At 66.1% G+C, this 26,992-nt stretch carries 24 protein-coding genes and 1 tRNA gene; 9 read left to right on the top strand and 16 right to left on the bottom strand.

What is annotated here, in order from left to right; all coding sequences use genetic code 11:
• Positions 1-43 precede the first annotated feature (43 nt).
• The 4 genes from DKG74_RS19370 to DKG74_RS19355 all read right to left on the bottom strand — a co-directional run bounded on the left by DKG74_RS19370 (position 44) and on the right by DKG74_RS19355 (position 3,669).
• The gene (locus tag DKG74_RS19370) at positions 44-1,447 is read right to left on the bottom strand and encodes a bifunctional serine/threonine-protein kinase/universal stress protein (protein ID WP_109907829.1); all 1,404 of its coding nucleotides are present in this window, start codon (positions 1,445-1,447) and stop codon (positions 44-46) included.
• A 6-nt stretch (positions 1,448-1,453) separates the two neighbouring features.
• A complete protein-coding gene (locus DKG74_RS19365) occupies positions 1,454-2,194 on the bottom strand; it encodes a metallophosphoesterase family protein (RefSeq protein ID WP_109907828.1) in 741 nt (246 codons plus the stop codon).
• Between the two features lie 117 nt (positions 2,195-2,311).
• Complete coding sequence (locus DKG74_RS19360; RefSeq protein ID WP_109903599.1) at positions 2,312-2,953, bottom strand: 3-oxoacid CoA-transferase subunit B; 642 nt, start codon at positions 2,951-2,953, stop codon at positions 2,312-2,314.
• An 11-nt stretch (positions 2,954-2,964) separates the two neighbouring features.
• Entirely contained in the window at positions 2,965-3,669 is a 705-nt protein-coding gene (locus DKG74_RS19355) for a CoA transferase subunit A (RefSeq protein WP_109907865.1), read from the bottom strand.
• Between the two features lie 208 nt (positions 3,670-3,877).
• On the opposite strand from DKG74_RS19355, the gene DKG74_RS19350 reads away from it, so the two are divergent.
• Together DKG74_RS19350 and DKG74_RS19345 are read left to right on the top strand one after the other, a co-directional pair.
• Positions 3,878-4,861: a malate dehydrogenase gene (locus tag DKG74_RS19350; RefSeq protein ID WP_109907827.1), complete on the top strand. Its 984-nt coding sequence runs from the start codon at positions 3,878-3,880 to the stop codon at positions 4,859-4,861.
• A 131-nt stretch (positions 4,862-4,992) separates the two neighbouring features.
• Positions 4,993-5,739 (top strand): SDR family oxidoreductase, encoded by a 747-nt coding sequence (locus DKG74_RS19345; protein ID WP_207779426.1) that lies wholly within the window; start codon positions 4,993-4,995, stop codon positions 5,737-5,739.
• Between the two features lie 6 nt (positions 5,740-5,745).
• Here the strand turns inward: DKG74_RS19345 and DKG74_RS19340 are convergent, their stop codons facing one another.
• The 4 genes from DKG74_RS19340 to DKG74_RS19325 all read right to left on the bottom strand — a co-directional run bounded on the left by DKG74_RS19340 (position 5,746) and on the right by DKG74_RS19325 (position 9,837).
• Positions 5,746-6,801: a glycosyltransferase family 4 protein gene (locus DKG74_RS19340; protein WP_109907863.1), complete on the bottom strand. Its 1,056-nt coding sequence runs from the start codon at positions 6,799-6,801 to the stop codon at positions 5,746-5,748.
• A 59-nt stretch (positions 6,802-6,860) separates the two neighbouring features.
• On the bottom strand, positions 6,861-7,631 hold the full coding sequence (locus DKG74_RS19335) for a UDP-2,3-diacylglucosamine diphosphatase (RefSeq protein WP_243404184.1): 771 nt from the start codon (positions 7,629-7,631) through the stop codon (positions 6,861-6,863).
• A 713-nt stretch (positions 7,632-8,344) separates the two neighbouring features.
• Positions 8,345-8,842: a GNAT family N-acetyltransferase gene (locus DKG74_RS19330; RefSeq protein ID WP_243404178.1), complete on the bottom strand. Its 498-nt coding sequence runs from the start codon at positions 8,840-8,842 to the stop codon at positions 8,345-8,347.
• Positions 8,843-8,847: 5 nt separating this feature from the next.
• On the bottom strand, positions 8,848-9,837 hold the full coding sequence (locus DKG74_RS19325) for an N-formylglutamate amidohydrolase (protein WP_341475866.1): 990 nt from the start codon (positions 9,835-9,837) through the stop codon (positions 8,848-8,850).
• 225 nt (positions 9,838-10,062) lie between these two features.
• On the opposite strand from DKG74_RS19325, the gene DKG74_RS19320 reads away from it, so the two are divergent.
• Positions 10,063-10,137 (top strand) — tRNA-Val (locus DKG74_RS19320).
• Between the two features lie 109 nt (positions 10,138-10,246).
• Here DKG74_RS19320 and DKG74_RS19315 read toward each other — a convergent pair.
• The 7 genes from DKG74_RS19315 to DKG74_RS19285 all read right to left on the bottom strand — a co-directional run bounded on the left by DKG74_RS19315 (position 10,247) and on the right by DKG74_RS19285 (position 19,159).
• Positions 10,247-13,480 (bottom strand): type I restriction endonuclease subunit R, encoded by a 3,234-nt coding sequence (locus DKG74_RS19315; RefSeq protein WP_243404177.1) that lies wholly within the window; start codon positions 13,478-13,480, stop codon positions 10,247-10,249.
• A complete protein-coding gene (locus DKG74_RS19310) occupies positions 13,477-13,812 on the bottom strand; it encodes a hypothetical protein (RefSeq protein ID WP_133251633.1) in 336 nt (111 codons plus the stop codon). Before DKG74_RS19310 ends, DKG74_RS19315 begins: the two co-directional genes overlap by 4 nt.
• Complete coding sequence (locus DKG74_RS19305) at positions 13,809-14,384, bottom strand: restriction endonuclease subunit S (RefSeq protein WP_109907822.1); 576 nt, start codon at positions 14,382-14,384, stop codon at positions 13,809-13,811. The genes DKG74_RS19310 and DKG74_RS19305 overlap by 4 nt, the downstream gene beginning before the upstream one ends.
• Positions 14,311-15,138 carry a restriction endonuclease subunit S gene (locus tag DKG74_RS19300; protein ID WP_109907821.1) on the bottom strand — a complete coding sequence of 276 codons (828 nt, stop codon included), beginning with the start codon at positions 15,136-15,138 and terminating at the stop codon, positions 14,311-14,313. The genes DKG74_RS19305 and DKG74_RS19300 overlap by 74 nt, the downstream gene beginning before the upstream one ends.
• Positions 15,131-16,915, bottom strand: a complete 1,785-nt coding sequence (locus DKG74_RS19295) for a class I SAM-dependent DNA methyltransferase (protein WP_243404176.1) — start codon at positions 16,913-16,915, stop codon at positions 15,131-15,133. Before DKG74_RS19295 ends, DKG74_RS19300 begins: the two co-directional genes overlap by 8 nt.
• A 279-nt stretch (positions 16,916-17,194) precedes the next feature.
• Positions 17,195-18,772, bottom strand: a complete 1,578-nt coding sequence (locus DKG74_RS19290; protein ID WP_109907819.1) for a fatty acid--CoA ligase — start codon at positions 18,770-18,772, stop codon at positions 17,195-17,197.
• A 192-nt stretch (positions 18,773-18,964) separates the two neighbouring features.
• Complete coding sequence (locus DKG74_RS19285) at positions 18,965-19,159, bottom strand: DUF3553 domain-containing protein (protein WP_109907861.1); 195 nt, start codon at positions 19,157-19,159, stop codon at positions 18,965-18,967.
• A gap of 149 nt (positions 19,160-19,308) precedes the next feature.
• Here DKG74_RS19285 and DKG74_RS19280 point away from each other — a divergent pair, with 149 nt between their 5' ends.
• The 6 genes from DKG74_RS19280 (at position 19,309) to DKG74_RS19255 (ending at position 26,165) form a co-directional block, all read left to right on the top strand.
• Entirely contained in the window at positions 19,309-19,926 is a 618-nt protein-coding gene (locus DKG74_RS19280; protein ID WP_165837767.1) for a histidine phosphotransferase family protein, read from the top strand.
• Positions 19,927-20,052: 126 nt separating this feature from the next.
• Complete coding sequence (locus DKG74_RS19275) at positions 20,053-22,758, top strand: hybrid sensor histidine kinase/response regulator (RefSeq protein WP_109907817.1); 2,706 nt, start codon at positions 20,053-20,055, stop codon at positions 22,756-22,758.
• 31 nt (positions 22,759-22,789) lie between these two features.
• Positions 22,790-23,155, top strand: a complete 366-nt coding sequence (locus tag DKG74_RS19270; protein ID WP_109907816.1) for a response regulator — start codon at positions 22,790-22,792, stop codon at positions 23,153-23,155.
• A 1-nt stretch (position 23,156) separates the two neighbouring features.
• Positions 23,157-24,338, top strand: a complete 1,182-nt coding sequence (locus DKG74_RS19265) for a protein-glutamate methylesterase/protein-glutamine glutaminase (protein WP_109907815.1) — start codon at positions 23,157-23,159, stop codon at positions 24,336-24,338.
• Positions 24,338-25,156, top strand: coding sequence for a CheR family methyltransferase (locus tag DKG74_RS19260; RefSeq protein ID WP_109907814.1), 819 nt, complete (start codon positions 24,338-24,340; stop codon positions 25,154-25,156). Before DKG74_RS19265 ends, DKG74_RS19260 begins: the two co-directional genes overlap by 1 nt.
• A gap of 88 nt (positions 25,157-25,244) precedes the next feature.
• Complete coding sequence (locus tag DKG74_RS19255) at positions 25,245-26,165, top strand: alpha/beta fold hydrolase (RefSeq protein ID WP_109907813.1); 921 nt, start codon at positions 25,245-25,247, stop codon at positions 26,163-26,165.
• A gap of 21 nt (positions 26,166-26,186) precedes the next feature.
• Here DKG74_RS19255 and ctrA read toward each other — a convergent pair whose 3' ends face one another.
• The gene (gene ctrA, locus DKG74_RS19250; protein WP_109907812.1) at positions 26,187-26,894 is read right to left on the bottom strand and encodes a response regulator transcription factor CtrA; all 708 of its coding nucleotides are present in this window, start codon (positions 26,892-26,894) and stop codon (positions 26,187-26,189) included.
• Between the last annotated feature and the right edge of the window lie 98 nt (positions 26,895-26,992).

Genomic DNA, 26,992 nt, shown 5'->3' with positions numbered 1-26,992 from the left:
ATTTGTGATGTTGAAAATTATATTGTACGTAAAAATACAGTAATTATGGCGCCGCGCCGTCCTCCGCCCGGACCCGAACCACGGTCACCGTGCAGGGCGCCTCGGCCGCGACCTCGCCCGAGACCGAGCCGAGCAGGCTGCGCATGGCCGAACGCTCGCGCGCGCCCATGACGATATGGTCGATATGGTTGGCGCGGGCGTAGTCGAGGATGGCGTCGGCGGGCGAGGTCGCCTCGAGCACATGGAAGGTCACGCTGCCGTCGGGCAATTCCAGCGGCCGGGCCCAGTGGCGCAGCTCGATCAGGCGCTGCAGGTGCTTGTGCTCGCCCTCGTCGTCGAGGGTGGAATCAATGCCGATGCGGCGCAGCTTCAGCACGTTGACGCAGGCAAGGCGGGCGCGCGGCATGGCGATCATCAGCTGGCGGATGGTCGCCCGCATGGCCTCGGCCGCGGCATCGCCCAGGGTGTTGAAATCGACCGCGGCCATGATGATCGGGGCATCGCCCGGCGCCGGCCCCTTGTCGATGACGAGAATATGGTCGAGGTCCATGCGCCGCTTGAAGGCGGCGATGAAGCCGTCCTGCGTCATGCGCTCCGACCGGGCGGTCAGCGACACCTGACCCGGCGTCCGCAGGTCGAGGGCGAGCTGGGCCGCGGTCGGATGGCGCTGGGCGGGATCGACCTCGAGGCAGCGCAGGATGATCTCCTGCAGCCAGGGCGGACACTCGGGGCGCAGCTTGCGCGGCGGCGGCGGGTCGCGCCACAGGCGCTTCTTGAGGCCCTTCAGGGTCTGGGGATCGCCGAAGGGCCGCGTGCCGGTGACGAAGAAATACATCAGCGAGCCGAGGGCGAAGAGATCGCTGCGCGGCTCCGATCGCTGTCCCAGCACCTGTTCCGGCGCCATATAGGGCGCGGTGCCATAGGGCAGGCGGAATTCCTCGTCGAGCAGGTCGGGCAGCAGCAGATGATGCGACAGGCCGAAGTCGATCAAGGCCATCTCGCCCGACGGCCGCACCATGACGTTGGACGGCTTTACGTCGAGATGCACGACCTGCTGACGGTGCAGCGCGTCGAGGGCGGTGGCGACGCGGGCGCCGATGTCGGCCACCTCCGCCGGGGGCAGGGGCAGATCGGGCAGGCGGGTGTGCAGGCTCTTGCCCTCGATCCACTCCATGACGATGTAGGGCAGGGTGCGGAAATCGCCGGCAGCGACGAATTTCGGCACATGCGGCCCCGACAGCCGGGGCAGGATCATCTGCTCCATTTCGAAGCCGACGATGGTCGCCGGGTCCTCGCCCTCGGCGAGGCGCGGCACCTTCATGATCAACGGGGTGTCGATGCCGGGCTTCTTCACGGCCCAGATGGTGGCCATGCCGCCCCGATGGACCTGCGAATCGACGGTGAAGCCGTCGATGACGCTGCCGGGGCTGATCCGCGGCGCCGCCACGATGGTTCAGTGCCCGGCGAACAGGCGGCTGGCGAGGCCGGCCGGCAGGCCGGCGGCCCTGATCTTCTGCGCCGTCGTCTCGACGTCGTAGGGCACGCGGTGGAACACGATCTCGGCGCTGTAGTCGTTATAGAGGGCATAGCCGGCGGCCGGATCGCCGTCACGCGGCTGCCCGACCGAGCCGATCAGCGCGAGCCAGCGGCGCTGCGCCAGCAGCGGAATGGCGATGCCCGGCTGCGGCCGGAACGGGGTCAGCTTGCCGATGTTCGAGAGGCCATAGATCGCCGGGACATGGACATGACCCGAGAAGACGAGGCGGGTCTCCGCCGCTTCGAGACTATGGCGCGCGGCCTCGCCGTCGACGACATAGAGCCAGCGGTGCGGCGCCGAGGCATCGGCATGGACATAAAGCCGGTCGTCGTCGATCACCGACAACGGCAGTTTCGAGAGAAAGTCGAGAGACGCCTTGGAGAGCTGGCGGCTGGTCCAGTCGATGGCCTGGGCGGCGTTGGAGTTCATGCCGTTCACGCCGCCTACAGCGGCCTCGTCGTGATTGCCGCGGATGGCGATGGCGCCTTCGGCGACGAGGCCGGCGATGGTCTCGATGGTCCATTCCGGGTCGGGCCCATAGCCGACGTAATCGCCCAGCAGCACGAAACGCTGCGCGCCCCGCGCCCGCGCATGGGCCAGCACCGCGGTCAGGGCCTCGCGGTTGCTGTGGATGTCGGTAAGGAACGCAATCTGCACGGGTCTCGCCTTCCTGGATGCGGGGTGGTCCCCGTTCATCTTGTCCTTGGGAAAGATGTAGGACGGCTGCCCGGGCAGAGCAACCCGCCCTTGGTCGAGGGCGGGTCTTTCGTTCGTTTACAGGTCGACGTCGAAGGCGGCTTCGGTCTTCGAGGTGATTTCGTCGAGGGTGACGCCCTCGGCGAGTTCGATGAGGGTAAGGCCGGTGCCGCCCTGCTTGTCGATCCTGAACACGCCGAGGTCGGTCACGACCATGTCGACGACTTTGGTGCCGGTCAGGGGCAGGTTGCAGGCCTTCAGCAGTTTCGGGCTGTTGCCGGCGACATGTTCCATGACGACGACGACCTTCTTCACCCCGGCGACCAGGTCCATGGCGCCGCCCATGCCCTTGACCATCTTGCCCGGGATCATCCAGTTGGCGAGATCGCCGTTCTCGGCGACCTGCATGGCGCCGAGGATGGAGAGGTCGATATGGCCGCCGCGGATCATCGCGAAACTGTCGGCCGAGGAGAAGAAGGAGCTGTCCGGCAGCTCGGTGATGGTCTGCTTGCCGGCATTGATCAGGTCCGGGTCTTCCTCGCCCTCGAAGGGGAAGGGCCCCATGCCGAGCATGCCGTTCTCGGACTGCAGGGTGACATGCACGCCGTCGGGGATGTAGTTGGCGACCAGCGTCGGAATGCCGATGCCGAGGTTCACATAGAAACCGTCCTGCAGCTCCTTGGCGGCGCGGGCGGCCATCTGTTCACGGGTCCAGGCCATGGGCGGTCTCCTCAGATCTTCTTCCGGGTGGTGCGCTGCTCGATACGCTTCTCGTAGGCCGGGCCCTTGATGATGCGCTGGACGAAGATGCCGGGCGTGTGGATGTGGTCGGGGTCGATGCTGCCGGGCTCGACCAGATTCTCGACCTCGGCGACGGTGACCTTGCCGGCGGTCGCCATCATCGGGTTGAAGTTGCGCGCGGTCTTCCGGTAGACGAGATTGCCGGCGGTATCGCCGCAATAGGCCTTGACGATGGAGAGATCGGCGACGAGGCCGGTCTCCATGACATAGGTCTCGCCGTTGAATTCGCGCAGCTCCTTGCCCTCGGCGACCAGGGTGCCGACGCCGGTCTTGGTGAAGAAGGCGGGGATGCCGGCGCCGCCGGCGCGGATGCGCTCGGCGAGCGTGCCCTGCGGGTTGAACTCGAGCTCGAGCGCGCCCGAGAGATACTGCTGGGCGAACAGCTTGTTCTCGCCGACGTAAGAACTGATCATCTTCCTGACCGACTTGGTCTCGAGCAGCACGCCGAGGCCGAAACCGTCGACGCCCGCGTTGTTCGAGATGAAGGTGAGGCCCTTCACGCCCGACAGGCGGATGCCCTCGATCAGGTTCTCGGGAATGCCGCAGAGGCCAAAGCCCCCCGCCATGATCACCATGTCGTCGCGCAGAAGCCCCGCAAGGGCCGTCACCGCGTCCGGGTAGACCTTTTTGCTCATCGTCGCCTGTTTCCCGTCCATCTGCCTTACGCAGGGGATTCCTTCCCCGCCGACAGGATGCAGCGCGGAGAGATTTAGCGCAACGCGGCAAAGGTCATTGCTCGATCGGGCAATTGAGTGTTGCGAAACCGCGCCAGTTGTGCTGCCTGATGCTTCGTTTTCGCGAGGGGCGGCAGCCTCTCCTTTCCCCGTGTCCTGGAGATCCAAGATGGCTAAAACTCCCGTCCGCGTTGCGGTGACCGGCGCCGCCGGCCAGATCGCCTATTCGCTGCTGTTCCGCATCGCCAACGGCGACCTTCTGGGCAAGGACACGCCGGTCATCCTGCAGCTCCTCGACCTGCCGCAGGCGATCAACGCCGTCGGCGGCGTCGTCATGGAAATCGAGGACTGCGCCTTCCCGACCCTCGCCGGCGTCGTCATCACCGACGATCCGGAAGTCGCCTTCAAGGACGCCGACGTCGCCATCCTCGTGGGCGCCCGTCCGCGCTCGAAGGGCATGGAGCGCGCCGACCTGCTGGCCGCCAATGCCGCCATCTTCAAGGTTCAGGGCGCGGCCCTGAACAAGGTCGCCTCGCGTAACGTCAAGGTTCTGGTCGTCGGCAATCCGGCCAACACCAATGCCTATATCGCGATGAAGTCGGCCCCCGACCTGCCGGCCAAGAACTTCACCGCCATGCTGCGCCTCGACCACAACCGCGCCCTGTCGCAGCTCAGCGCCAAGGCCGGCGTCGCCGTCTCCTCGCTGGAGAAGCTGGCGGTGTGGGGCAACCACTCCCCGACCATGTATGCCGACTATCGCCTGACCACCTCGAATGGCGAATCGGTCAAGGCCAAGATCAACGACGAAGTCTGGAACCGCGACGTGTTCCTTCCGACCGTCGGCAAGCGCGGCGCCGCCATCATCGAGGCGCGCGGCCTGTCGTCGGCCGCCTCGGCCGCCAATGCCGCCATCGACCATGTCCGCGACTGGGTGCTGGGCACCAATGGCGGCTGGGTCTCGATGGGCGTGCCCTCGGACGGCTCCTACGGCGTGCCGGAAGGCATCATCTTCGGGATGCCCTGCGTCTGCGAGAATGGCGAATACAAGGTCGTGAAGGGCCTCGAGATGGACGAATTCTCGAAGGAACGTTTCAAGATCACCCTCGACGAACTGCTCTCGGAAGCCGAAGGCGTCGCCGACCTGCTGAAGTAAGACAGAGACGGGCCGGGGGACAGGCGCCCCCGGCCCGCACCGTGCCGGCATCTCTCGCACCGAGAGCGGGTTGTTGGCCGCCCCGCTGCGCCGCATTCTCTCATCGAAGACGCAGCGAAAGGATCATCCGCATGACCCGTACCGTCGTGATCACCGGGGCTGGCTCCGGCATCGGCCGGGCGACCGCGCTGGCCTTCGCCGCGAAGGGCGACGCCGTTGTCCTCTCCGGGCGGCGGGTGGGGCCGCTTGAGGAAACCCGGGCGCTGCTGGCAGACCCGGCCCGCGGCCTGACCGTCCCGACCGATGTCACCGACGAGGCGCAGGTCGCGGCCCTGTTCAAGGCGGCGGTCAATCGCTTCGGGCGGGTCGATGTCCTCTTCAACAATGCCGGCATTTTCGGTGCCGGCGGCAGCGTCGACCTCGTCGATGTCGCGGCCTGGCGGGCGCTGGTCGAGGTCAATCTGACCGGCTCCTTCCTCTGCGCCGCCGAGGCCTTCCGGGTGATGAAGGCGCAGGCCCCGCAAGGCGGGCGCATCATCAACAACGGCTCGATCTCGGCCCATCATCCGCGGCCCTTCTCGGCCGCTTATACCGCGACCAAACACGCGATCACCGGCCTGACCAAGTCCATCTCGCTCGACGGCCGGCCTTTCGGCATCACCTGCGGCCAGATCGACATCGGCAATGCCGCGACCGGCATGACCGGCCAGATGGCGGTGGGGATGCCCCAGGCCGACGGCAGCATCAAGCCCGAGCCCTTGATGGATGTCGCCCGCGCCGCCGAGGCGGTGGTGTTCATGGCCGGCCAGCCGACGGAAGCGGACATATCCTTCCTGACCATCGCGGCGACGCGGATGCCCTTCATCGGCCGGGGCTGAACCCGGTCAGCGCCGCGGTGCCCTCGTCGGGATCGGCGCGGGCAGGGCGGCGCGGGGCCAGTCCTGGCGGAAGGGCGCGACGTTATAGGCGAATTGCGCCGCCGTCGCCGACCAGGTGAAGCCGAGGGCATGGCGCCGGCAGGCCGCGGGATCGAGCAGAAGCGCCCGGCGGCAGGCGACCGCCAGATCCTCGTCCATCGCCCCGGACTCGGGCGAGAGCACGTCGAGCGGCCCCGCGACCGGATAGGCGGCGACCGGCAGGCCGCAGGCCATGGCTTCCAGCATGACAAGGCCGAAAGTGTCGGTCCGGCTGGGGAAGACGAAGACGTCGCCCGCGCGGAAATGCGCGACGAGATCGTCGCCATGGCGGGCCCCGGCGAAATGCGCGTCCGGATATTGCACCTTCAGCCGCGCCATTTCGGGCCCGTCGCCCACGACCAGTTTCGAGCCGGGCAGATCGAGCTTCAGGAAGGCGTCGATATTCTTCTCGACCGCGAGGCGGCCGACATAGGTGAAGATCGGCCGCGGCAGATGGGGCAGCAGGTCGCGCGGTCCGGGGGTGAACCGCTCGAGGTCGACGCCGCGCGACCAGGCGCGCAGATTGCCGAAGCCCCGGCCGGACAACTCTTCGTGCAGCGAGCGCGTCGCCACCATCAGGCCGCGCGAGGGGGCGTGAAAGCGCCGGACGATGCGGAACGTGAGGGCGAGGGGAATGCCGAAGCGCGCCTTCACATATTCGGGAAAGCGGGTGTGATAGGCGGTGGTGAAGGGCAGGCCCCGGCGCAGGCACAGGCGCCGCGCCGCCCAGCCCAGCGGCCCTTCGGTCGCGATATGGATGGCATCGGGCGCGAAGGCGGCGAAGGTCCGCGCCAGCCGCCGGCCCGGCGCGATCGCGAGGCGGATTTCCGGATAGGTCGGCATCGGCAGGGTGCGGAACTGGTCCGGCGTGACGAAGCCGACGACATGGCCGAGTTCGGCCAGTTCGTGCGCGACCGTATCGAGCGTGCGCACGACGCCGTTCACCTGCGGGTACCAGGCGTCGGTCACGATCAGGATGCGCAGCGGCAGATCGGTCGCTGGCACGCTGGCCGTTACCGGCAGGGTCTGGGCGGCGCCGATCATCAGGCGGGAAGCGCCAGGGTTTCGCGGCTGCGCTTGCGGCTGTGGCGCCGTTCGTATTCCGGCGCCCAGTTCACGATTTCCATGCGTCCGTCGCCATGTTCCACGAGGGCGGTGCAGCTCTCCACCCAGTCGCCGTCGTTGCAATAGGTCACGCCGTCGATGTCGCGGATCTCGGCATGGTGGATATGACCGCAGATCACGCCGTCGACCCGGTGCCGCCGGGCTTCCTCGGCGACCGCCACCTCGAAGCTCGAGATGTAATCGACCGCGTTTTTCACCTTGTGCTTCAGGTAGGCCGACAGCGACCAGTAGGGATAGCCGAAGCGTCGGCGCAGGGCGTTGAACCAGGTGTTCAGGGTCAGCGCGATATTATAGGCCCAGTCGCCGAGATGGGCGAGCCAGCGGGCATATTTCACGACGCCGTCGAAGGCATCGCCATGCATGACGAGGAAGCGGCGGCCGTCGGCGCCGGTGTGGATCGCCTCCATCAGCACGGCGACGCCGCCGAAATGCAGGTCGACGTAATCCCGCGCGGCCTCGTCGTGATTGCCGGGGACATAGATCACCCGCGTGCCCTTGCGCGCCTTGCGCAGCACCTTCTGGATCACATCGTTATGGCTCTGCGCCCAGAACCACGAACGGCGCAGGCGCCAGCCGTCGATGATGTCGCCGACGAGATAGAGGTGGTCCGACTCGGTGTGCTTCAGGAAGTCCAGCAGGATGTCGGCCTGACAGCCCCTTGTGCCCAGATGGATGTCGGAAATGAAGATGCTGCGGTAGCGGCGTTTGTCCTTCGGCGACTCGACGGCGTCGTCATCGCCCGCCGACTGGTCGGCGACCGGCCCGGCGATGCCCGCGCCCAGGGCGGCGAGCGTGTCGACGTCCTGGCGTCGGGCCAAGGTGGGCGACAGCCGTGTCAACAAAACAGAACCCTTCCGTCACACAGATGCAAGAACAAATCATCGGGTGACTTATAGCACGTCTATTAGAGACAATATGATGTCGTTTCTCGAATTCGGCGTGGTGTGTCCGGTAATACTCAATTGATGACGATTTGTTGAACAATAGGTCGGAAATATGACAATGATCTCGCCGATCTATCCATTGGGTTATCCATGAGGGGCGAGGGGGCAGCGGCCGCCCGTCGACGATGGCGCGACTCAACCCGTGCACCCCGCCGCCGGGCCACTCCGGGCGCCGAATCGGGCGCGGTGCCTTGGGAAGGCCGGGTTGGAGTTTTCCTTGCCCGAAGCCGGCCGCGTTTGAAATTTTATTGTTTTTCAGGGGCTTGACCCCCAATGAACAATTTTTTCAAGAACGGGGCTTGGCAAGCGTGCGCTGCAATGTCATATTGTGCACCGCGGCATCGGCTTGCCGGTGTCGCTGCCCTTCCTGGGCGTTTCCTCCCTAAACTTGGGCCGCGTTTCGACGCGGCCCCTTTTTTTTGCCCGGCGCTCAGCGCAGCGGTGCAGGGCCGGCGCGGTCAGAGGGAGAGCTGCATCAGCACGCTGTCGAGCCAGCGGCCCTTCTTCAGGCCGACATGGCGCAAGACTCCCTGATGCGAGAAGCCGTGGGCGCGATGCAGCGCGATCGAAGCCGTGTTCCCGCTGTCGCCGATGACGGCGATCATCTGGCGATACCCCCTTGCGCGGGCTTCCTCGATCAGGCGGGCGAGAAGGGCCCGGCCGACGCCCTGGCCGACGGCATCCGGCAGGACATAGACCGAATCCTCGACCGTATGGCGATAGGCGGAACGCGGCCGATAGGGGCCGGCATAGGCATAGCCGAGGATGCGGCCGTCCGCCGCTGCCGCGACCAGATAGGGAAAGCCGGCCTCGGTGATCGCGCGGAAACGCCGGGCCATCTCCGCCTCGCCGGGCGGGATTTCCTCGAAGGAGCCGAAGCCATGGTCGACGTGATGGGCATAGATGGCGGCGATGGCGCCGATATCGTCCGGTGTCGCCGGCCGCAGGACGGTCACGGGCGTCAGTCCGGCGACAGCGGACCGTCAGGCAGGGCGGCGAGGGCGGCGACCAGCGCCTCCAGGTCCTGACGTACCCGGTCGAAACCGGCGTTCGGCTCCAGCCGCGTCTCGTCCATGTAGAGCGCGCGGTTGATCTCGATCTGCAGGGCGTGACGGCCGCGCCGGGGCCGGCCGTAGTGATGGGTGATATAGCCGCCGGCATAGGGGTCGTTGCGCCCGACCCGGTAGCCCCGGGCGCGCAGCAGGTTTTCCGCGGTCTCGATCACGATGGGGGCGCAACTCATGCCGAAACGGTCGCCCAGCACGATGTCCGGCCGGCCGCGGCCGCTGTCGCGCTCCCCCGGGGCGGCCATCGAGGGCATGGAATGGCAATCGAGCAGCACGACCCGGCCATGGCGCCGCTCGGCCTCGCCCAGGGCCTCCGCGAGCGCCGCGTGATAGGGGCGGTAGCAGGCGGATATGCGCGCCTCCGCCTCGGCGAAGGGCAGCTTCTCGCGATAGATCTCGGCGCCGTCGGCGACCACCCGCGCGATGGTGCCAAGGCCGCCGAGCACGCGCAGCGACCGTGTGTTGGCAAAAGACGGCAGACTGTCGGCGAACATCGCCGGGTCGAGTTCGTAGGGCTCGCGGTTGGGGTCGACATAGGCGCGGGGGAACAGGGCGCGCACCAGGGTCGCGCCATGCTGCGGCGCCGCCGCGAACAGCCGGTCGACGAAACAATCCTCGGACCGGCGCAAGGACACCGGGTCGAGCCGCGACTGGCGCAGGAACGATGCCGGATAGACCGAACCCGAATGGGGCGAACTGAGCACCAGCGGCCGTGTCTCGGCGCCCTCGGCCGGGGCCTGCACGCCGACCGCACCCGATTCGCCATCCCTGTCTCCCCGGCCCTCGCTCTCCCGACCCTCGTTCTCCCGGCCGTCGCTCTCCCGGCGCCGGGGCTCTGCGCGCGCGGCATCGGCAAGACTGGCGACGAAGGGAACGATGGACACGGGCGGCAATCTCGGGCTTTGCGGACAGGGGCTTTCCATAGAATGTCGTTTTCGGGCGCCAAGGTGAAGCGCCGAGAAGCCTATCGTCACGCCACTTTCACGATCACCCGGCGGCCGGTGCAGGCAGAGCACAAAAAGAGGTGTTGCATAAGCCCGGGCAATACCTTAAATACGCGGCTCCCGGCCGAAGGCATCTACCCACAGCCCCGGCCGCCGGCATGGTCCGGACGCGTAGCTCAGTGGGAGAGCACTACGTTGACATCGTAGGGGTCGCTGGTTCAATCCCAGCCGCGTCCACCATCCACCCCCTTGAAATTGCCGATCAATGGGCGCTGGCCTCAAGGCCGGTCCGGCGGAAGCCGCCCTTGCCCCGGATGGATGCGCGGGGGGCTGGCCACCGTGGCCCCTCTCATTGCGCCCAGCTGGCGGAGAGTGTTTCAGCCTGCCGCAGAACGGTTTGCACCGCGGCGTCCTGGAGATCGGGCGGATAGCCGTGCTTGCGCAGAATTCTCTTCACCAGAACGCGCATCCGCGCCCGCGCGCTCTCTCGATGCGACCAATCCACCGTCACATTGTCCCTGAGACTCACGAGCAATTCGTGGGCGATCACCTTCAACGAGTCGTTGCCCATCAACTGGACGGCACTCTCGCTCTCGGCCAGGGCGTCATAAAAGGCGATCTCGTCTTCTGACAGACCTTCTTCTTCGCCCCGCCGACGCGCCGCGCGGACGTCCTTCGCGAGTTCGATCAACTCCTGCAGTACCTCCACCGTACTGATCGCATTCGTGTGGTAGCGGGCGATGGCGGCTTCCAGGCGCTCGGAAAAACGCTTGGTCTCGACGACATTCGTCTTGCTGCGGGACCGGATTTCATCGTTCAGCAGCTTGCGCAGCGCCTCGAGCGCGAGGTTCTTTTTCTCGAGCTGCTGCACTTCGGCGAGAAATTCGTCGGACAGGATCGAGATGTCGGGTGTCGTGATCCCGGCCGCGGCCAGGATGTCGACGATCTCGGTCGAGACGACCACGCGATCCAGCATCTGCTGTATGGCGAATTCCCGGTCGGCCGCGTTCTTCCCGGCTGTGTCGGCGGTCTTGGCGAGTGCCGCGCGGACAGTCTGAAAGAATCCGACCTCATCACGAATGGCGCGCGCCTCGTCGCTGGCCGACGCCAGGGCGAAGGCCTTGGAGAGGGCGAGCACGACATCCTGATAGCGGCGGTTTTCCCGCCGCTTGCCGTCTTCGGTGCTCTCCCTGCCGGCGGCTTCATGCTGGCGCCGCAATATCCACTCGATCGCCTCGGCCAGCACGACGAGGCGCTCGCGCGGCGTGCCGGCCAGGCCCCGCGCATAATCGAAGCCATGATACATCGCCTTCACGACTTCGAATTTCTCGAGAAGGACGGCGACGGCCTCGGCTTCGTCGATTCCGGCCTGGCGCTGATCGGATCCCGAATATTGGCCAAGGGCATTCTTGAGGTTCTGGGCGATACCGATGTAATCGACGACGAGGCCCGCCGGCTTGTCGCGGAACACGCGGTTGACGCGGGCGATCGCCTGCATGAGCCCATGGCCCCGCATCGGCTTGTCGACATACATGGTGTGCATCGAGGGCGCATCGAAGCCGGTCAGCCACATGTCGCGAACGATCACCAGCTTCAGGCTGTCCTGCGGGTCTTTCGCCCGTTTCGCCAGGAGATCGCGCCGCGCCTTGGTCCCGATATGCGCCTGCCAGGCTTGCGGATCGGCGGCGGACCCGGTCATCACGACCTTGACGAGGCCCGCGGCGTCGTCGTCGCTGTGCCAGGCGGGGCGAAGCGCGATGATCTGGTTATAGAGCGCCACGCAGATGCGGCGGCTCATGCAAACCACCATCGCCTTGCCCTCCAGGGCGGCGACACGGTCCTCGAAGTGTCGGACGAGGTCGGCCGCGATCATGGCGAGGCGATTCTCGGCACCGACCAGTTTCTCGACGGCCGCCCATTTCTGCTTGAGCTTCTCCTGCTCGGTGATCGCCTCGTCTTCGGTCAGCTCCTCGATCTCAGCGTCGATCCTCGGCTTCTCCGCCTCGGGAAGCTCGATCCGGGCGAGGCGGCTCTCGTAATAGATCGGGACCGTGGCCCCATCCTCCACCGCGCGGCTGATGTCGTAGACGTCGATATATTCCCCGAAGACCGCGGGGGTGTTCGCGTCGTCCTTCTCGATCGGCGTGCCGGTAAAGCCGATGAAGGAGGCATTCGGCAGGGCATCGCGCAGATATTTCGCGAAACCATAGGCGATCTCGCCGGTCTTCCGCTCGATCCGCGCGCGGAAGCCGTATTGGCTCCTGTGCGCCTCGTCCGCGATCACCACGATGTTCCGGCGTTCGGACAGCCGCGGGTAGACCGCCTCGCCCGTTGTCGGCGAGAATTTCTGGATGGTCGTGAAGATCACCCCGCCCGAGGCCCGGCTCAGCGCCGATTGCAGGTCTTCCCGGCTGTCGGCCTGGACCGGTGTCTGGCGGATCAGGTCGCGGCACATTGAAAAGGTGCCGAACAGCTGGTCGTCCAGATCGTTGCGATCGGTGATGACGACGATCGTCGGATTTTCCATCTCCGGATGGCGGACCAGCTGGCCGGCATAGAACGCCATCAGCAGGCTCTTGCCGGACCCCTGCGTGTGCCAGATCACGCCGATCCGCTTGTCACCCCTCGGGTATCCCCTGACGCCGGGGAGGCCATAGGTGGCGGGCTCCTCGCGCAGGCCGCCGCCATAGGACGGCGTCTTGGCCTGACCGAGGTTCAGGGCCAGCGCCCGCAATGTCGAATCCACGGCGCGCCGGACTGCGTGGAACTGGTGGTAACCGGCGATGATCTTGGCGAGGCCGGAGCCGGTTTCGCCGAACACCGTGAAGTCCTTCATCAGGTCCAGCAGGCGCCGGCGATCGAACACCCCCTCGATCAGAACCCCCAGCTCGGGCTGGCCCTTCATGGCGATCACGCTGCCGTCGGTCGTCCGCCAGGGCATGAAGCGTTCCTGATCGGCGGTGAGGGAGCCGACGCGGGCGGTAATGCCATCGGATGTCACGAGCACCGCATTGGTCCGGAACAGCGACGGAATCTGCGCCTTGTAGGTCTGAAGCTGGCTATGGGCGCCGGCCAGCGTGGCATTCTCGCCCCCCGGCGCCTTGAGCTCGATCACGCCAAGCGCCAGCCCGTTGACGAAGACGACGACATCCGGCCGGCGGTTGACGCCCCCCTCGATCACGGTGAATTGCCCGGTCGCCAGCCAGTCGTTCGCGGCGACATCGTCGAAGTCGATCAGGCGCACCTTGTCGCCCCGGATCGTGCCGTCCTCGCCGTAGAATTCGACGTCGACCCCCTCGACCATCAGCTTGTGCAGCCGGCGGTTCTCCTCGACCAGCGACGGCTTCTCCGTCGCCAGCACCTTGCGCAGGGCATCGCCCCGCGCCTCGGCGGGAATGAACGGATTCAGCCGCTCGATCGCCGCCGTCAGGCGCTTGACCAGCACGACATCGGCATGGGCTTCCCGCGCCGGGGTCTTGCCGTCGGGGCCGATCTCGGCATCCGTCGCCACCGCATATCCAAGGTGGCCGAACTGCTCGAGCGCCATCTGTTCAATGGCAGCTTCGGACAGATAGGCCATCATTCGATCTCCGCGTCTTGAGGCGCTGAGGCCCTGGCTTCACGGCAGGCGCTGAGCGCGAGGAGGCACGGGAAATTCGGCCGCCACCGCGTCGCGCCACACCGCCTCGCGCCGACCACCATGCAGCGGCGCGGCGCCGGCAGGAACAGATCGCCGACAGGCGCATGGACGGCCCTCGCGAAGGCCTCCATTTGCGTCTGGGGCGGCCGCCGCGCGTGGCCGCTCTCCCACGCGCTGATCTTCGGGAAACGCCCGGTGAGATCGCCGGCATCACGAATGCCGGCCCGCTCCCGCGCCCAGCGCAACATTTCGGGACGAACAGGCGCAAGCGTCATAGAGCCTCCCCGGCCAGCTTTTCGGCGTCCTTGACGCGAATCTCGCCCGACATGAGTTTCGGCAGGAGAAGGTCGCGGGTGGCGGCGAGGGTGCCAGACTCAGCCACGTTCGCGCGTATCTGTTCGAACAAAGGGGATGTTGCAAGCTCAAATTGTTCCGCAATTGCAATGCCAGGCCTAGGAAGGTGAACAGAATCGAATGTCTGACGAGTTATCGTTGAGAAAACAGAACCATGCGCCAGCGATTGCAGTTTCGTCACCATGTTCTTGGCGGCTAGAAAAACAAAACATGATCCGTATCCGTTTACCCCCTTTAAACCATAGCAAGATTGATTAAAAGCCATGAGGCATCCAGCTATCGCTAAATTGCCAACTGTGCCGCGGGCCGAAATAATTGTATCTCCAGCCTCAAGAAGGCGAGCGGAGCTATTTTGAAGACCAGCCTCCGTAATTTTCTTTTCCGTGTGGAAAATAAATATTTCACTACCCGGCGGGGTATCAACGACTGAAAACCAAGGAATATTGCCGCCCCAATAAGTTGGCTCGGACGTCTTTGGAGTGCCCCCCCCCAACGATCTCGAAGAATTGCGTCAGCGGCGCCTCTGGCCACCCCTCCGGCTTGCCTTCGTCGTCGAGGCGGTCGGGGAAGAGGGACCAGAGGTCCGACGCGAGATAGGGCGCGCGGGCCACATTGTCCTTTTGCGGGTCTTCGCCCCGCATGGCCATCTTCGCGCGGGTCGGGCCGAAATCGACGAACCAATCCTTGAAGATCGCCCGCGCCATCGCCTCCAGCGTCTCATTCATCCGCCGGTTCAGCTCGATCTTGTCGTCTAGGGCACCAAGGGTGGATGCGATGGCAATCTGTTCACAGATAGGCGGAACTTTGAGTTCTAAACGTTCTAGCGTCTGAAGATTTATATTATCCTGAACGCTACCAGTTCCTACGTTTTCATGTTGAATGAGTCGTCGAAGTTGACGGAACTGATACTCGATAAATCGAGCGTCAGCCTTATTATTATTAGCAATAAAACCAACGACACTGTCAGGAAAACATGCTGGATAAGACAAAATTGCTGTTTCAGCGATATTGGCTGCGATCGTAATAACCATTGTTCCCGCTGGCCAAAGTCGACTTTGTCTAAGGCCTGCCTCACTATAATTCTGAGAATGGCGCGTAATTCGACCGTTCGCAGCCTTAATGTCTCCTGTTTGTATGAAAGGATATGCTCCGCCGTAAAGATGGGCAGCGTCACGTGGCCTGTGACGGGAACGCCCACGGTTAACTTCGCCCAACTCTCCCAGTTTGGCAGTGCGCCATTCAGCCATGCTTGGTGACCTTGGCTAGATTGTGCAATATAAAGGCATTAAGTTTGTCGGAATCAGCGAATTGTTTTTCGAGCTTTGCCTTCAAAGCCGCAAACCGATCAGCAAACGGCGCGTCTTCATCTCCAACCTCCGCCGCCCCGACATATCGCCCCGGCGTCAGCACGAACCCGTGCGCCTTGATCTCCTCCAAACTGGCCGCCTTGCAGAACCCCGGCACATCCTCGTAACTGCCGGCATCGCCTTCCCCGCGCCAGGCGTGATAGGTGCGCGCGATCTTCTCGATGTCGGCGTCGGAGAATTCCTTGCGCGTGCGGTCGACCATATGGCCGAGCTGGCGGGCGTCGATGAACAGGATTTCGCCGCGCCGGTCGCGCAGTTTCGCGTTGCGGGCGATGCCGTTCGAGCGGTCGCGGGCGAGGAACCAGAGGCAGGCCGGGATCTGCGTCGAATAGAACAGCTGGCCGGGCAGCGCCACAATGCAGTCGACCACGCCGGGCGCGCCGCTCACGCCCTCGATCAGGGCCTGGCGGATGGCGCCCTCGCCGTTCTGGGTCGACGACATCGAGCCATTGGCCAGCACCACGCCCGCGATGCCCGCGGGGGCGAGGTGGTGCACGATATGTTGCAGCCAGGCGAAATTGGCATTGCCGGCGGGCGGCGTGCCGTATTTCCAGCGCACGTCCTCGCGCAGGCGGTCGCCGCCCCAATCGGAAATGTTGAAGGGCGGATTGGCGAGGATGAAATCGGCCCTGAGGTCGCGCAATTCGTCCTTGTGGAAGCTGCCCTCGCTGTTCCACTTGATATCGGCGTCGATGCCGCGCACCGCGAGGTTCATCTTGCACAGCCGCCAGGTGGTGTAATTCGACTCCTGGCCATAGACGGCGATATCGCCGATGCGGCCGCCGTGGAGTTCGACGAATTTTTCCGACTGGACGAACATGCCGCCCGAGCCGCAGCAGGGATCGTAGACGCGGCCCCTGAAGGGTTCGATCATCTCGACCATGACGCGGACGACGGAACGCGGGGTATAGAATTCCCCGCCGCGCTTGCCTTCCGAGCCGGCGAACGACCCCAGGAAATATTCATAGACGCGGCCGAGCACGTCGCGCGCCTCGCCCTTGCCCTGGCCGAGCGCGATGCCGGAGATGAGGTCGATCAATTCGCCCAGCATCACGGCGTTGAGGGCCGGCCGGGCGTAATCCTTCGGCAGCACGCCCTTGAGGTTCTCGTTGTCCTTCTCGAGGGCGAGCATCGCCTCGTCGATCATCTTGCCGATCGAGGGCTGCTTGGCATTGGCCTGGAGGTGGGACCAGCGCGCCCTGGGCGGCACCCAGAACACGTTCTCGGCCGCGTATTCGTCGCGGTCTTCGGCCCCTTCCGGATAGTCGGCCAGCAGCGCGGCGTGCCTCGCCTCGAAGGAATCGGAAATATGCTTGAGGAAGATCAGGCCCAGCGCGACATGCTTGTAATCCGACGGCTCCATATTGCCGCGCAGCTTGTCCGCCGCCTTGAACAGTTCGGCCTCGAAGCCGAGATCGCCGCCATTGCCGCTCGCCCGCGCGGGCTTCGCGCGCGGCGCCGTGGGGGCCGGCGCTGCGATCCTGGCCTCGACCGCGCCGGCCAGCGCGACCGAACCTCCCCGTCCGCGCCCGGGCGTCACCACGCCCCCGGCGATGAGTTCATCCTTCACGGCGTTGTAGACGGCTTCGTCCCAGTCGAGCGCCTCGCGCAGGCGGCCGTTGCCGGCAGAGCCGCCAAGCCCGCCCAGCACCGCCACGAATCTGTCCCTTTGCGCCTGGTCCGCCATTCTGCCCCGCCTTGCTGCTGATTCTCGCCGAAGTGGCGCGCTTTGGCACGCCCCTTCGAATCAATTGCCATCAGCCGCCGATATTCCTACAGCCGGCGGCGCCACAACACCCCGCCCGGACCTGGCCGTTCCAATATGTTCAGGGCATCCGGCATGTGGTGTCCCCGCGCCAGGGCCGGCCGGCGGGGGAACCTGGGCGCGGCCGGAAGCCGGGGCATGGCGGGGCGTGCCGGGGCTTCCGGCTGGCGGTCAGTTCACCTGACGGTCGCGGCCTTCCCAATAGGGTTTGCGGAGTTCGCGCTTCAGCAGCTTGCCCGAGGGGTTGCGCGGCAGGCTGTCGACGAAATCGACCGTCTTCGGCGCCTTATAGGCGGCGATGCGCTGGCGGGCGAAGGCGATGATGTCGGCGGCGGCGGCGTCCTGCCCGGGTTTCAGCACGACGACGGCCTTCACCGCCTCGCCCCAGCGCTCGTCGGGCACGCCGATCACCGCGACATCGGCGATGGCGGGATGGCCATAGAGCGCGCTTTCGACCTCGGCCGGATAGATGTTTTCGGCGCCCGAGACGATCATGTCCTTCACCCGGTCGTGGATATAGACATAGCCGTCGGCGTCCGTGTAGCCGGCGTCGCCCGTGTGCAGCCAGCCGTCCCGCAGGGTCTTCGCCGTCTCCTCCGGCCGGCCCCAGTAGCCGATCATGTTGAGCGCGGAGCGGATGACGATCTCGCCCACCTCGCCGGGCGGCAGGGCCTTGCCCAGGGCATCGACGATGCGCACCTCGACCCCGGGCAGGGGCTTGCCGCAGCTGCGCATCCGGGGATTGCCCGCCGGGTCGTGGTCGGCCGGGGGCAGGCAGATGGTGGCGCCGCAGGTCTCGGTCAGGCCATAGCCCTGGACGAAGTCGCAGTCGAACACCTCCATCGCCGCGCGCAACAGGTCGAGCGGGATCGGCGCCGCGCCGTAAAGGATGGTCTTCAGGCTGGAGACATCGGTCGTCCGCGCGGCGGGATGCTGGACGAGGAAGAGCACGACCGCCGGCACGAAGAGGGCGCGGCTGATCTTCTCCCGCTCGATGGTGGCCAGGATCCGGGCCGGGTCGACCTCGGCGAGGACATGGACCGCGACCCCGACCGAAAGGCCGAACAGGCCCCAGTTCGACCCCGCGACATGGAAATTCGGCATACACATCAGCAGGCTGTCGCGCCCGGGCCGCCACGGGCCATAGGTGCCGTTCTCGGCCGCCTTCATGGCCTCGAGCACATTGCCGTTGGTCAGCATCACGCCCTTGGGGTGGCCGGTCGTGCCCGAGGTATAGAGCTGGATCGCGACATCGTCGGTCGCCGTCGGCAGCTGGGGATCGTCGGTCGGGACACCCGCCAGCCAGTCTTCCCAGCCCGGGCCGTCCTCGCCGCCCTCGCCCATCACGACGATGCGGCGGACGCGGGGCAGATCGGCCCTGATCTCGCGGATCAGCGGCAGGAATTCCGGGCCGACCATCAGGATTTCGGCCGCGCTGTCGTTGACGATATAGGCGACTTCCGGCGGGGCGAGGCGCCAGTTCACCGCGACGAGCACCGCATTGGCCTTGGTCGCGCCGACATAGGCCTCGTAATACCAGTCCGAATTCTTGGCGAAGAAGACAACGCGGGCGCCAGAGCCGGCGCCGTCGCGGATCAGGGCATTGGCGACCTGCGAACAGCGGTCATTCCAGCGCGCGAAGCTGGATCGCCGGCCCTCGAACACGAGGGCGGTCGCCTCGGGCTGCCGCGCGGCGTGATGGCGCGGAATATCCCCCACCGTGCGAATGAGCCCATCCGTTACCGCCATGGACTCCCTGGCCGCTCCTCCGCCCATTTCAGCGCTCCCCCTATCATCTGCATGTCGTGGTTCGAGCCCCGGTTGCGATGACTTGGTTTTCTTTATGGGGATGTCGGCCCTTGGGCGCAAGCCGCGCCGCCCGGCCCGCGTCGGGGTGAACACAGTGTTTCCGGGCAGCGGCGACCGAGGCCGCCGCCGCGCTCAATGACCATGGTCGGCGACCGTCTCGAGGTCGATCACGGCGATATTGATCAGCCGCTTGCCCGCGTGTTCGAAATTCACCGTCACGCGGGCGCCGACCACGCTCTGCACCTGACCGATGCCCCAGTCCGGCTCGCCCGGGTGGCGCACCCGGTCGCCGGGGGTGAGCAATGTTGTCGCGGTGTGGCGGTGCATGGCGGTCTCCGGGGCTCCGGCGAAAGGGCCCATGGCCTCGCTGTAGCGCGGGGGCGAGGGCTGGTTTAAGGTGCGGTCGCGTCACTGTCCCTCCTTGCCGCCGTCGCGGCAATGCCCGGACCAACCCTTTCCGCATTTCGTGGCTTTCCATGACCGATCCTCTGCTTCTCGCCGGCCTTCTCTGTTCGCGTCTCTGCCACGATCTGGTCGGCCCCGTGGGCGCGGTGGTCAATGGTGTCGAACTCCTGACCGATGTCGACGGTGGCCCGGACGAGGAAGAGCTGCGGGACCAGTCGATCGCCCTCGTCGGCGAAAGCGCGAATGAACTTTCGGCCCGGTTGCGCCTGTTCCGCCTGGCCTTTGGCGCCGCCGCCGACGGCTCCATCGTGAGCCATGACGAAATCGCCGAAGTCCTGCTGCCGGTCATGCAGGGGCGGCGCATCGCCGCGACGATTGACGGCGCGCGCGAAGGGCTCGACCGCGCGAAAGCCCGAATCGGCCTTCTCATGGCCCTGATCGGCGCGGATTGTCTGCCCCGTGGTGGTCGCCTCAATCTTTCATTCGGTCCGGGGCGGAATGTCGTCGTGACGTCCGCGGGTGACCGCTGTGTCCTGCCGGCCGCCCATGCCGCGGTCTTCGGTGGCGACGACGCCGGCATCGAACCCCGCACCGCCCCGGTCGTCTATGCGCTCGGTCTCGCGGCGCAGGACGGCGGCAGTCTGACCTGCGCCGCGCGCGAGGGCACGGTCGAGCTGCGGCTGGCCTAGGCGGGCGAAATGCCGCCCGCGTTCATCGAATATTTACAACCACGGCCCCAGCATTAGCCCCAGATACGCATTGATCGAGCGCAGGGGCAGCCGCACGTCTGCCGGCGCCTGACGTCGGGGGTGCCCGTGGACGACTTGCTCCAAGAATTCCTTACCGAGACGGCGGAAAATCTCGATGTCGTCGACGTCGAGATCGTCAAGCTCGAACAGGATCCCAACAACCGCGAAGTCCTGTCCAACATCTTCAGGCTCGTCCATACCATCAAGGGAACCTGTGGTTTCCTCGGCCTGCCCCGGCTGGAAGCGGTCGCCCATGCCGGCGAAAACGTGCTCGGCAAGTTCCGGGCCGGCGAGATGGAAGTGACCGAGGACGCGGTCAGCCTGATTCTCGAGGCGATCGACGCCATCAAGGCCATTCTGAAGGTTCTCGGCGAAACCGAGCAGGAGCCGCCGGGTACCGATGCCGCCATCATCGCCAGGCTCGACGATCTGGCCGAGGGGCGCCATGCCCCGCCGCCGGCCGCTGCCCCGGTCATCGCGCCGGTGCCGGAGCCGGTCGCCCCGATCATGCCCCCGCGTGTGCTGAAGCCGGGCGAAGTCTCGCTGGACGAACTCGAGGCGGCCTTCCAGATGGCGCCAGGGCCCGAGGCGATCGCCGCTGGCGCGATGCCGCTGCTTTCGGAAGCGGAGGCGGCCGAGACGGCCGTCGTGCAACGCGATCCGCCCCCCGCGCCCCCGGTCCAGCGGTCTGAACACGCCGAGGCGGCCGACGGCCGTGGCGAGGCCCCGCTGGGCAACCAGACCCTGCGTGTTTCCGTCGATCTGCTCGAGAACCTGATGACCATGGTCTCGGAGCTGGTGCTGACCCGCAACCAGTTGCTGCAGATGGTCCGCCGCATGGGCGATACCGAGTTTTCCGGCCCGCTTCAGCGCCTGTCGCTCTGCACCTCCGAGCTGCAGGAAGGCGTGATGAAGACGCGGATGCAGCCGATCGGCAATGCCTGGTCGAAGCTGCCGCGCATCGTTCGCGACCTGTCGCACGAACTGAAGAAGAAGATCGACCTGCAGATGGTCGGCGCCGAGACCGAACTCGACCGCCAGGTGCTGGAGCTGATCAAGGATCCGCTCACCCATATGGTGCGCAATTCGGCCGACCACGGCCTCGAGACCCCGGCGGAGCGCCGCGCGGCGGGCAAATCCGAGACCGGCCGCATCACCCTGAACGCCTATCACGAGGGCGGTCACATCATCATCCAGATCGCCGACGACGGCCGGGGCCTCAACCTCACGCGGATCCGGCAGAAGGTGGCGTCGAACGGTCTTGCCAGCGAGGCCGATCTCGAGGCGATGTCGGATGCCCAGGTCGCCCGCTTCATCTTTCACCCGGGCCTGTCGACCGCCGAAAAGGTCACCAGCGTGTCGGGCCGCGGCGTCGGCATGGATGTCGTCCGCACCAATATCGAGAAGATCGGCGGCACCATCGACCTGAAGACCAATCCGGGCCAGGGCACCACCTTCCAGATCAAGATCCCGCTCACCCTCGCCATTGTCTCGGCCCTGATCGTCGAATGCGCGGGCGAGCGTTTCGCCGTGCCGCAGATCGGCGTGGTCGAGCTGGTGCGGGCGACGCCCGACAGCGAACACCGGATCGAGGAGATCAACCGCACGCCGGTCGTCCGCCTGCGCAATCGCCTGCTGCCGCTGATCTTCCTCGCCGAGACGCTGAAGCTGGTGCCGCCGGAGACGAAGCGGCCCGAGGAAGCCTTCATCATCGTCGCCCAGGTCGGCAACCAGACCTTCGGCATCGTCGTCGACCGGGTGTTCGATACCGAAGAAATCGTGGTGAAGCCGGTCGCGACCATCCTGCGCGACAATGCCCTGTTCTCGGGCAACACCATCCTTGGCGACGGCAGTGTGATCATGATCCTCGACCCCAACGGTCTTGCCCTGCAGACGGGCGAGGCCCTGCGCGAGAATCACGACGGCCAGACCGATCAGGCGGTCACGGCCCAGCAGGGCGATGCCTCGTCGCTGCTGATCTTCCGGGCCGGCGGGCACGAGCTGAAGGCGGTGCCGCTGTCGCTGGTCGCCCGGCTCGAGGAAATCGAGGTCGACCGGATCGAACGCTCGAATGGCCGGCCGGTGGTGCAATATCGCGGCCGCCTGATGCCGATCGTGTGCGCCGACGCCGAACACCGGCTGAAGACGTCGGGCGGGCAGCCGGTCATCGTCTTCGCCGATGGCGAACGGGCCATGGGCCTTGCCGTCGACGAAATCATCGACATCGTCGAGGACCGGCTCGACGTCGAGCTGAAGGCGGAACGCCCGGGGCTGATCGGTACCGCCGTCGTCGCCGGCCAGGCGACCGGCGTCGTCGATGTCGCCCACTATCTGACCCAGGCCTATGACGACTGGTTCCGCCGCTCGGCCGCCGAAGTGGTGACGACCAGCCGCAACTGGTCGGTCCTTCTCGTCGACGACAGTCCGTTCTTCCGCAACATGATCCTGCCGGTGCTCTCGGTCGCGGGCTATCGCGTGACCACGGCCGAGGATGCGGTTACCGCCTTGCGCCTGCGCGAGCAGGGCACGGATTTCGACCTGATCCTGTCGGATATCGAAATGCCCGGCATGGACGGTTTCGAGTTCGCGGAGCAGGTCCGGCGCGAGGGGCGCTGGCGCTCCACGCCGATCATCGCCCTGTCGTCGCGCACCTCGCCTGCTGATTTCGAACGCGGCCGCGCCGTCGGCTTCGCCGATTACGTCGCCAAGGGCGACAAGGCGGGTCTGCTCGAATCGCTGCGCCTGACGCTGGAAAGCCGGCGGGCGGCCTGAATGATGTCTTTGCTTTTACGGGATACCGGTCATGAAGACCTGCCTCGTCGTCGATGATTCCCGCGTAATCCGCAAGGTTGCGCGCCGTATGCTCGAGGAAATCGGCTTCGAGGTCGATGAAGCCGGCGACGGCCAGCAGGCGCTGGAACGCTGCGGGCAGGGACTGCCCTATTTCATCCTGCTCGACTGGAACATGCCGGTCATGAACGGGCTGGAATTCCTGCGCGCCCTGCGCGGCCTGCCGGGGGGGGACGCGCCCATCGTCGTCTTCTGCACCACGGAAAACGATATCGAGCATATCCAGGCCGCGCTCGAGGCCGGTGCCAGCGAATACATCATGAAGCCCTTCGACCGGGAAATCCTCGAAGCCAAGCTCGCCTCCGTCGGTGCGCTCTGACATGACGGCAGGTGGGACGATACCGGAGGGAAGACCGGGCGACGCGGCCCCGTTACGCGCCATGATCGTCGACGATTCGGCGGTCATCCGGGGCATGGTGGCGCGCTGGCTCACCGCCGAGCCGGACATCGAGGTGGTGGCGACCGCGCCGAACGGTGCCATGGCGATCCGGCAGCTTGCCCGCGTCGCCCCGGAAGTGATCGTCCTCGATGTCGAGATGCCGGAAATGGACGGATTGACCGCGCTGCCCGAGATCCTGCGCCTGGCCTGCAATGCCAAGGTGCTGATGTCGTCGACCCTGACCCGGGCGGGTGCCGAAATCAGCCTGAAGGCCCTGAGCCTCGGCGCCGCCGACTATCTGGCCAAGCCCAGTTCGACGCGGGAGACCAATGCCGTCGAGGCCTTCCGCCGCGACCTGGTGGACAAGGTCCGGGCGCTCGGCGCCGCGGTCCGGCGTCATCGTGGACGCTCGCGTCCGGAAACGGCTCCGGTTTCGGCCCCGGCCGCAGCCACTGTCGTGGCGACGGAGCCCCGTGTCTCGCGGCTGTCGCCTTCCGCCCCGATCGTGACCCGGCCGGCCGGCCCCATCCGGCCGCAGCTTCTCGCCATCGGTTCGTCGACCGGCGGGCCGCAGGCGCTGGCGACCCTGCTTGGGCCGCTGGCCTCCCGTCTCGATGTGCCGATCCTGATCACCCAGCACATGCCGGCGACCTTTACCGCGATCATGGCCGAACATCTGACCAAGGCGACCGGCGTGCCGGCGGCCGAAGGCCGTGACGGCGAAATGGTGCAGGGCCGCCGCATCTATGTCGCGCCCGGCGGTTTCCACATGGTGGTGGAGCGCCAGGGGATGAACCGCGTCCTGCGTCTCAATACCGAGCCGCCCGAGAATTTCTGCCGCCCGTCGGTCGATCCCATGCTGCGCTCGGTCGCCGCCGCCTATGGCGCCGCCAGCCTCGTCGTGATCCTGACCGGCATGGGGCAGGACGGCCTCAATGGCAGCCGCGCCGTGGTCGAGGCCGGCGGCACGATCATCGCCCAGGACGAGGCGAGCAGTGTCGTCTGGGGAATGCCGGGGGCCGTCGCCGGCGCCGGCCTGTGCAGTGCCGTGCTGCCGCTGGGGGAGATTGGCGCCACGGTCGAGCGTTTGCTGCGGGGCCCGGCCCTGGCGGGGGTGCGTTGATGAATCCGCTCGATTTCCAGTATCTGGCCGACATGCTGAAGGCCCGTTCGGGCCTGATTCTGACCGGCGACAAGGGCTATCTCGTCGAATCGCGTCTGCTGCCCATTGCCCGCAAGCGCGGACTTTCCACGCTCGACGGCCTTGTCGGCGCCCTGCGGCGCAAGGACGAACTGCTGATCCGCGAGGTGGTCGAGGCGATGACCACCAACGAGTCTTTCTTCTTTCGTGACAACACGCCCTTCGACACCTTCAAGGCCTATGTTCTGCCGCGTCTGCTGCAGAGCCGGGCGGACAGCAAGCGTATCCGCATCTGGTCGGCGGCGGCGTCGACCGGGCAGGAGCCCTATTCGCTGGCCATGCTGCTCTCTGAACAGAAGGCGCAGCTCGCCGGCTGGCGCATCGAGATCATGGGCACCGATATCTCGTCCGAAGTGCTGCTGCGGGCCCGCGCCGGTCTTTATACCCAGTTCGAGGTCCAGCGCGGGCTGCCGATCCAGCTTCTGGTCAAATATTTCAAGAAGGAAGGCGACCAGTGGCGTATCGCGCCCGAGATCCGCTCGATGGTGCAGTTCCGCGAATATAACCTGCTTGACGGTTTCGGCAGCCTCGGCCGCTGCGATGTCATTTATTGCCGCAACGTGCTGATCTATTTCGATCAGCCGACCAAGGCGAATGTGCTCGACCGCCTGGCCGACGCCATGCCCGATGACGGAATGCTGTTCCTCGGTGCCGCGGAAACCGTGCTCGGCCTGTCCAATCGCTTCCGCCCGGTCAAGGACCGCCGCGGGCTCTACGAGGTCGCGCCGGTCAGCCGTTAGGGAAGCCGCCCCACCCGTTTGCCGGGGTTGCGGCCCGGCACCGGTCGCGACAAACTCCCCGCCCAAAGACAGGAGGGGAGGCCGCGTTATGGAATTCGTCGCACTGGAGCCGAGGGTGGTCACGTTGACCGTCGGCGCCCTGCAGATGACTGCCTTCGAGACCCTGCCCCCGGGCGAGCCGGCGGGGGCGCCGATCGCCCTTTGCCTGCACGGTTTTCCCGACAACAATCATTCCTTCGACGCCCTGGCGCCGGTGCTGGCCGCCGCCGGCTTTCGTGTGCTCGCCCCGCTGATGCCGGGGTATGAACCGTCGTCCCAGCCCGCCGATGGCGATTACACCATCGCGGCCCTCGCCGATCATCTCGGCGCGCTGATCGACAGCCTGGGGCCCGCCCCCGTCCATCTGATCGGCCACGACTGGGGCGCCGTCGTCGGCCATGTCGTCGCCGCCGACCGGGGCGACAATCTGGCCAGCTGGACCGCCATCGCGATCCCGCCCACCGGCCGGCTGATCGCCATCGCGGCGCAGGCGCCCTGGCTGGCGCTGCCTTTCTGGTACATCGGCCTGTTCCAGGCCCGCGGTTTCTCCGACTGGCTGCTGGAGAAACGGGACTGGCGTCTCGTCGACATCCTGTGGCGGCGCTGGTCGCCGGGCTGGACCCCGGCGCCGGGCGTGCTCGACGGCGTGAAGGCGACTCTGTCGGCGCCGGGCGTGAAACATGCCGCCCTCGCCTATTACCGGGCGCTGGCTTCGCCCTTCACCGGGCGCTTCCGCGAAGGGGTGCGCCGGGCCTCGCGCCGGATCAGGCGGCCCAGCCTGATCCTCGCGGGCAGCCGCGACGGTTGCTTTTCAGCGGACGCTTTCCGCCGCGCCGTGCGGCCCGAGGATTATCCGGCAGGGATCAGCCTAGAGGTCATCGAAGGGACCGGCCATTTCCTGCACCAGGAAAAGCCGGATGAGGTCAATGCCCTCATCCTCGACCATCTGAAGCGTGCCGCCGGGCTCTGACCGGGCGGCACCTTCGGGACGTCAGGCCGTGGCCGACTTGCCGCCCTCGGCCGGGGCGCTCTCGCGCAGGACATAGCCGCGGCCCCAGACGGTTTCGATGTAATTCTCGCCGCCGGTGGCCTGCGCCAGTTTCTTGCGCAGCTTGCAGATGAAGACGTCGATGATCTTCAGCTCGGGCTCGTCCATGCCGCCGTAGAGGTGGTTCAGGAACATTTCCTTGGTCAGGGTCGTGCCCTTGCGCAGGGACAGCAGCTCGAGCATGGAATATTCCTTGCCCGTCAGATGCACCGGCTTGCTGTCGACCTCGACCGTCTTGGCGTCGAGGTTGACGGTCATGCGCCCGGTGGTGATCTGCGACTGCGAATGACCCTTGGAGCGGCGCACGATCGCATGGATGCGGGCGACCAGCTCCTCCCGGTGGAAGGGCTTGGTGACATAGTCGTCGGCGCCGAAGCCGAGGCCCTTCACCTTGGAATCCAGCCCGCCGATGCCGGTCAGAATCAGGATCGGCGTCGTCACCCGCGATGCCCGCAGCTTCTTCAGGACGTCGAAACCGCTCATGTCGGGCAGGTTCAGGTCGAGAAGAATGATGTCGTAGTCATAGAGCTTGCCGAGGTCGAGGCCTTCCTCGCCCAGGTCCGTCGTGTAGACGTTCAGCCCCTCGGCACCGAGGATCAGCTCGATGCTCTTGGAGATTTGCGGATCGTCCTCGATCAGTAGAACGCGCATCGGCTTCCCCCGCCTGTACCCGCGTCGCGGTCGAAATGTTTACAAAGGTTAATCTGCGCCCCGCGCGCAGCCGATGCAACCACCTTAGCGGCCTCATG

The organism is Zavarzinia aquatilis, from assembly GCF_003173035.1.
Classification (GTDB): Bacteria; Pseudomonadota; Alphaproteobacteria; order Zavarziniales; family Zavarziniaceae; genus Zavarzinia; species Zavarzinia aquatilis.
This window is presented reverse-complemented; position numbering and strand designations above follow the sequence as displayed.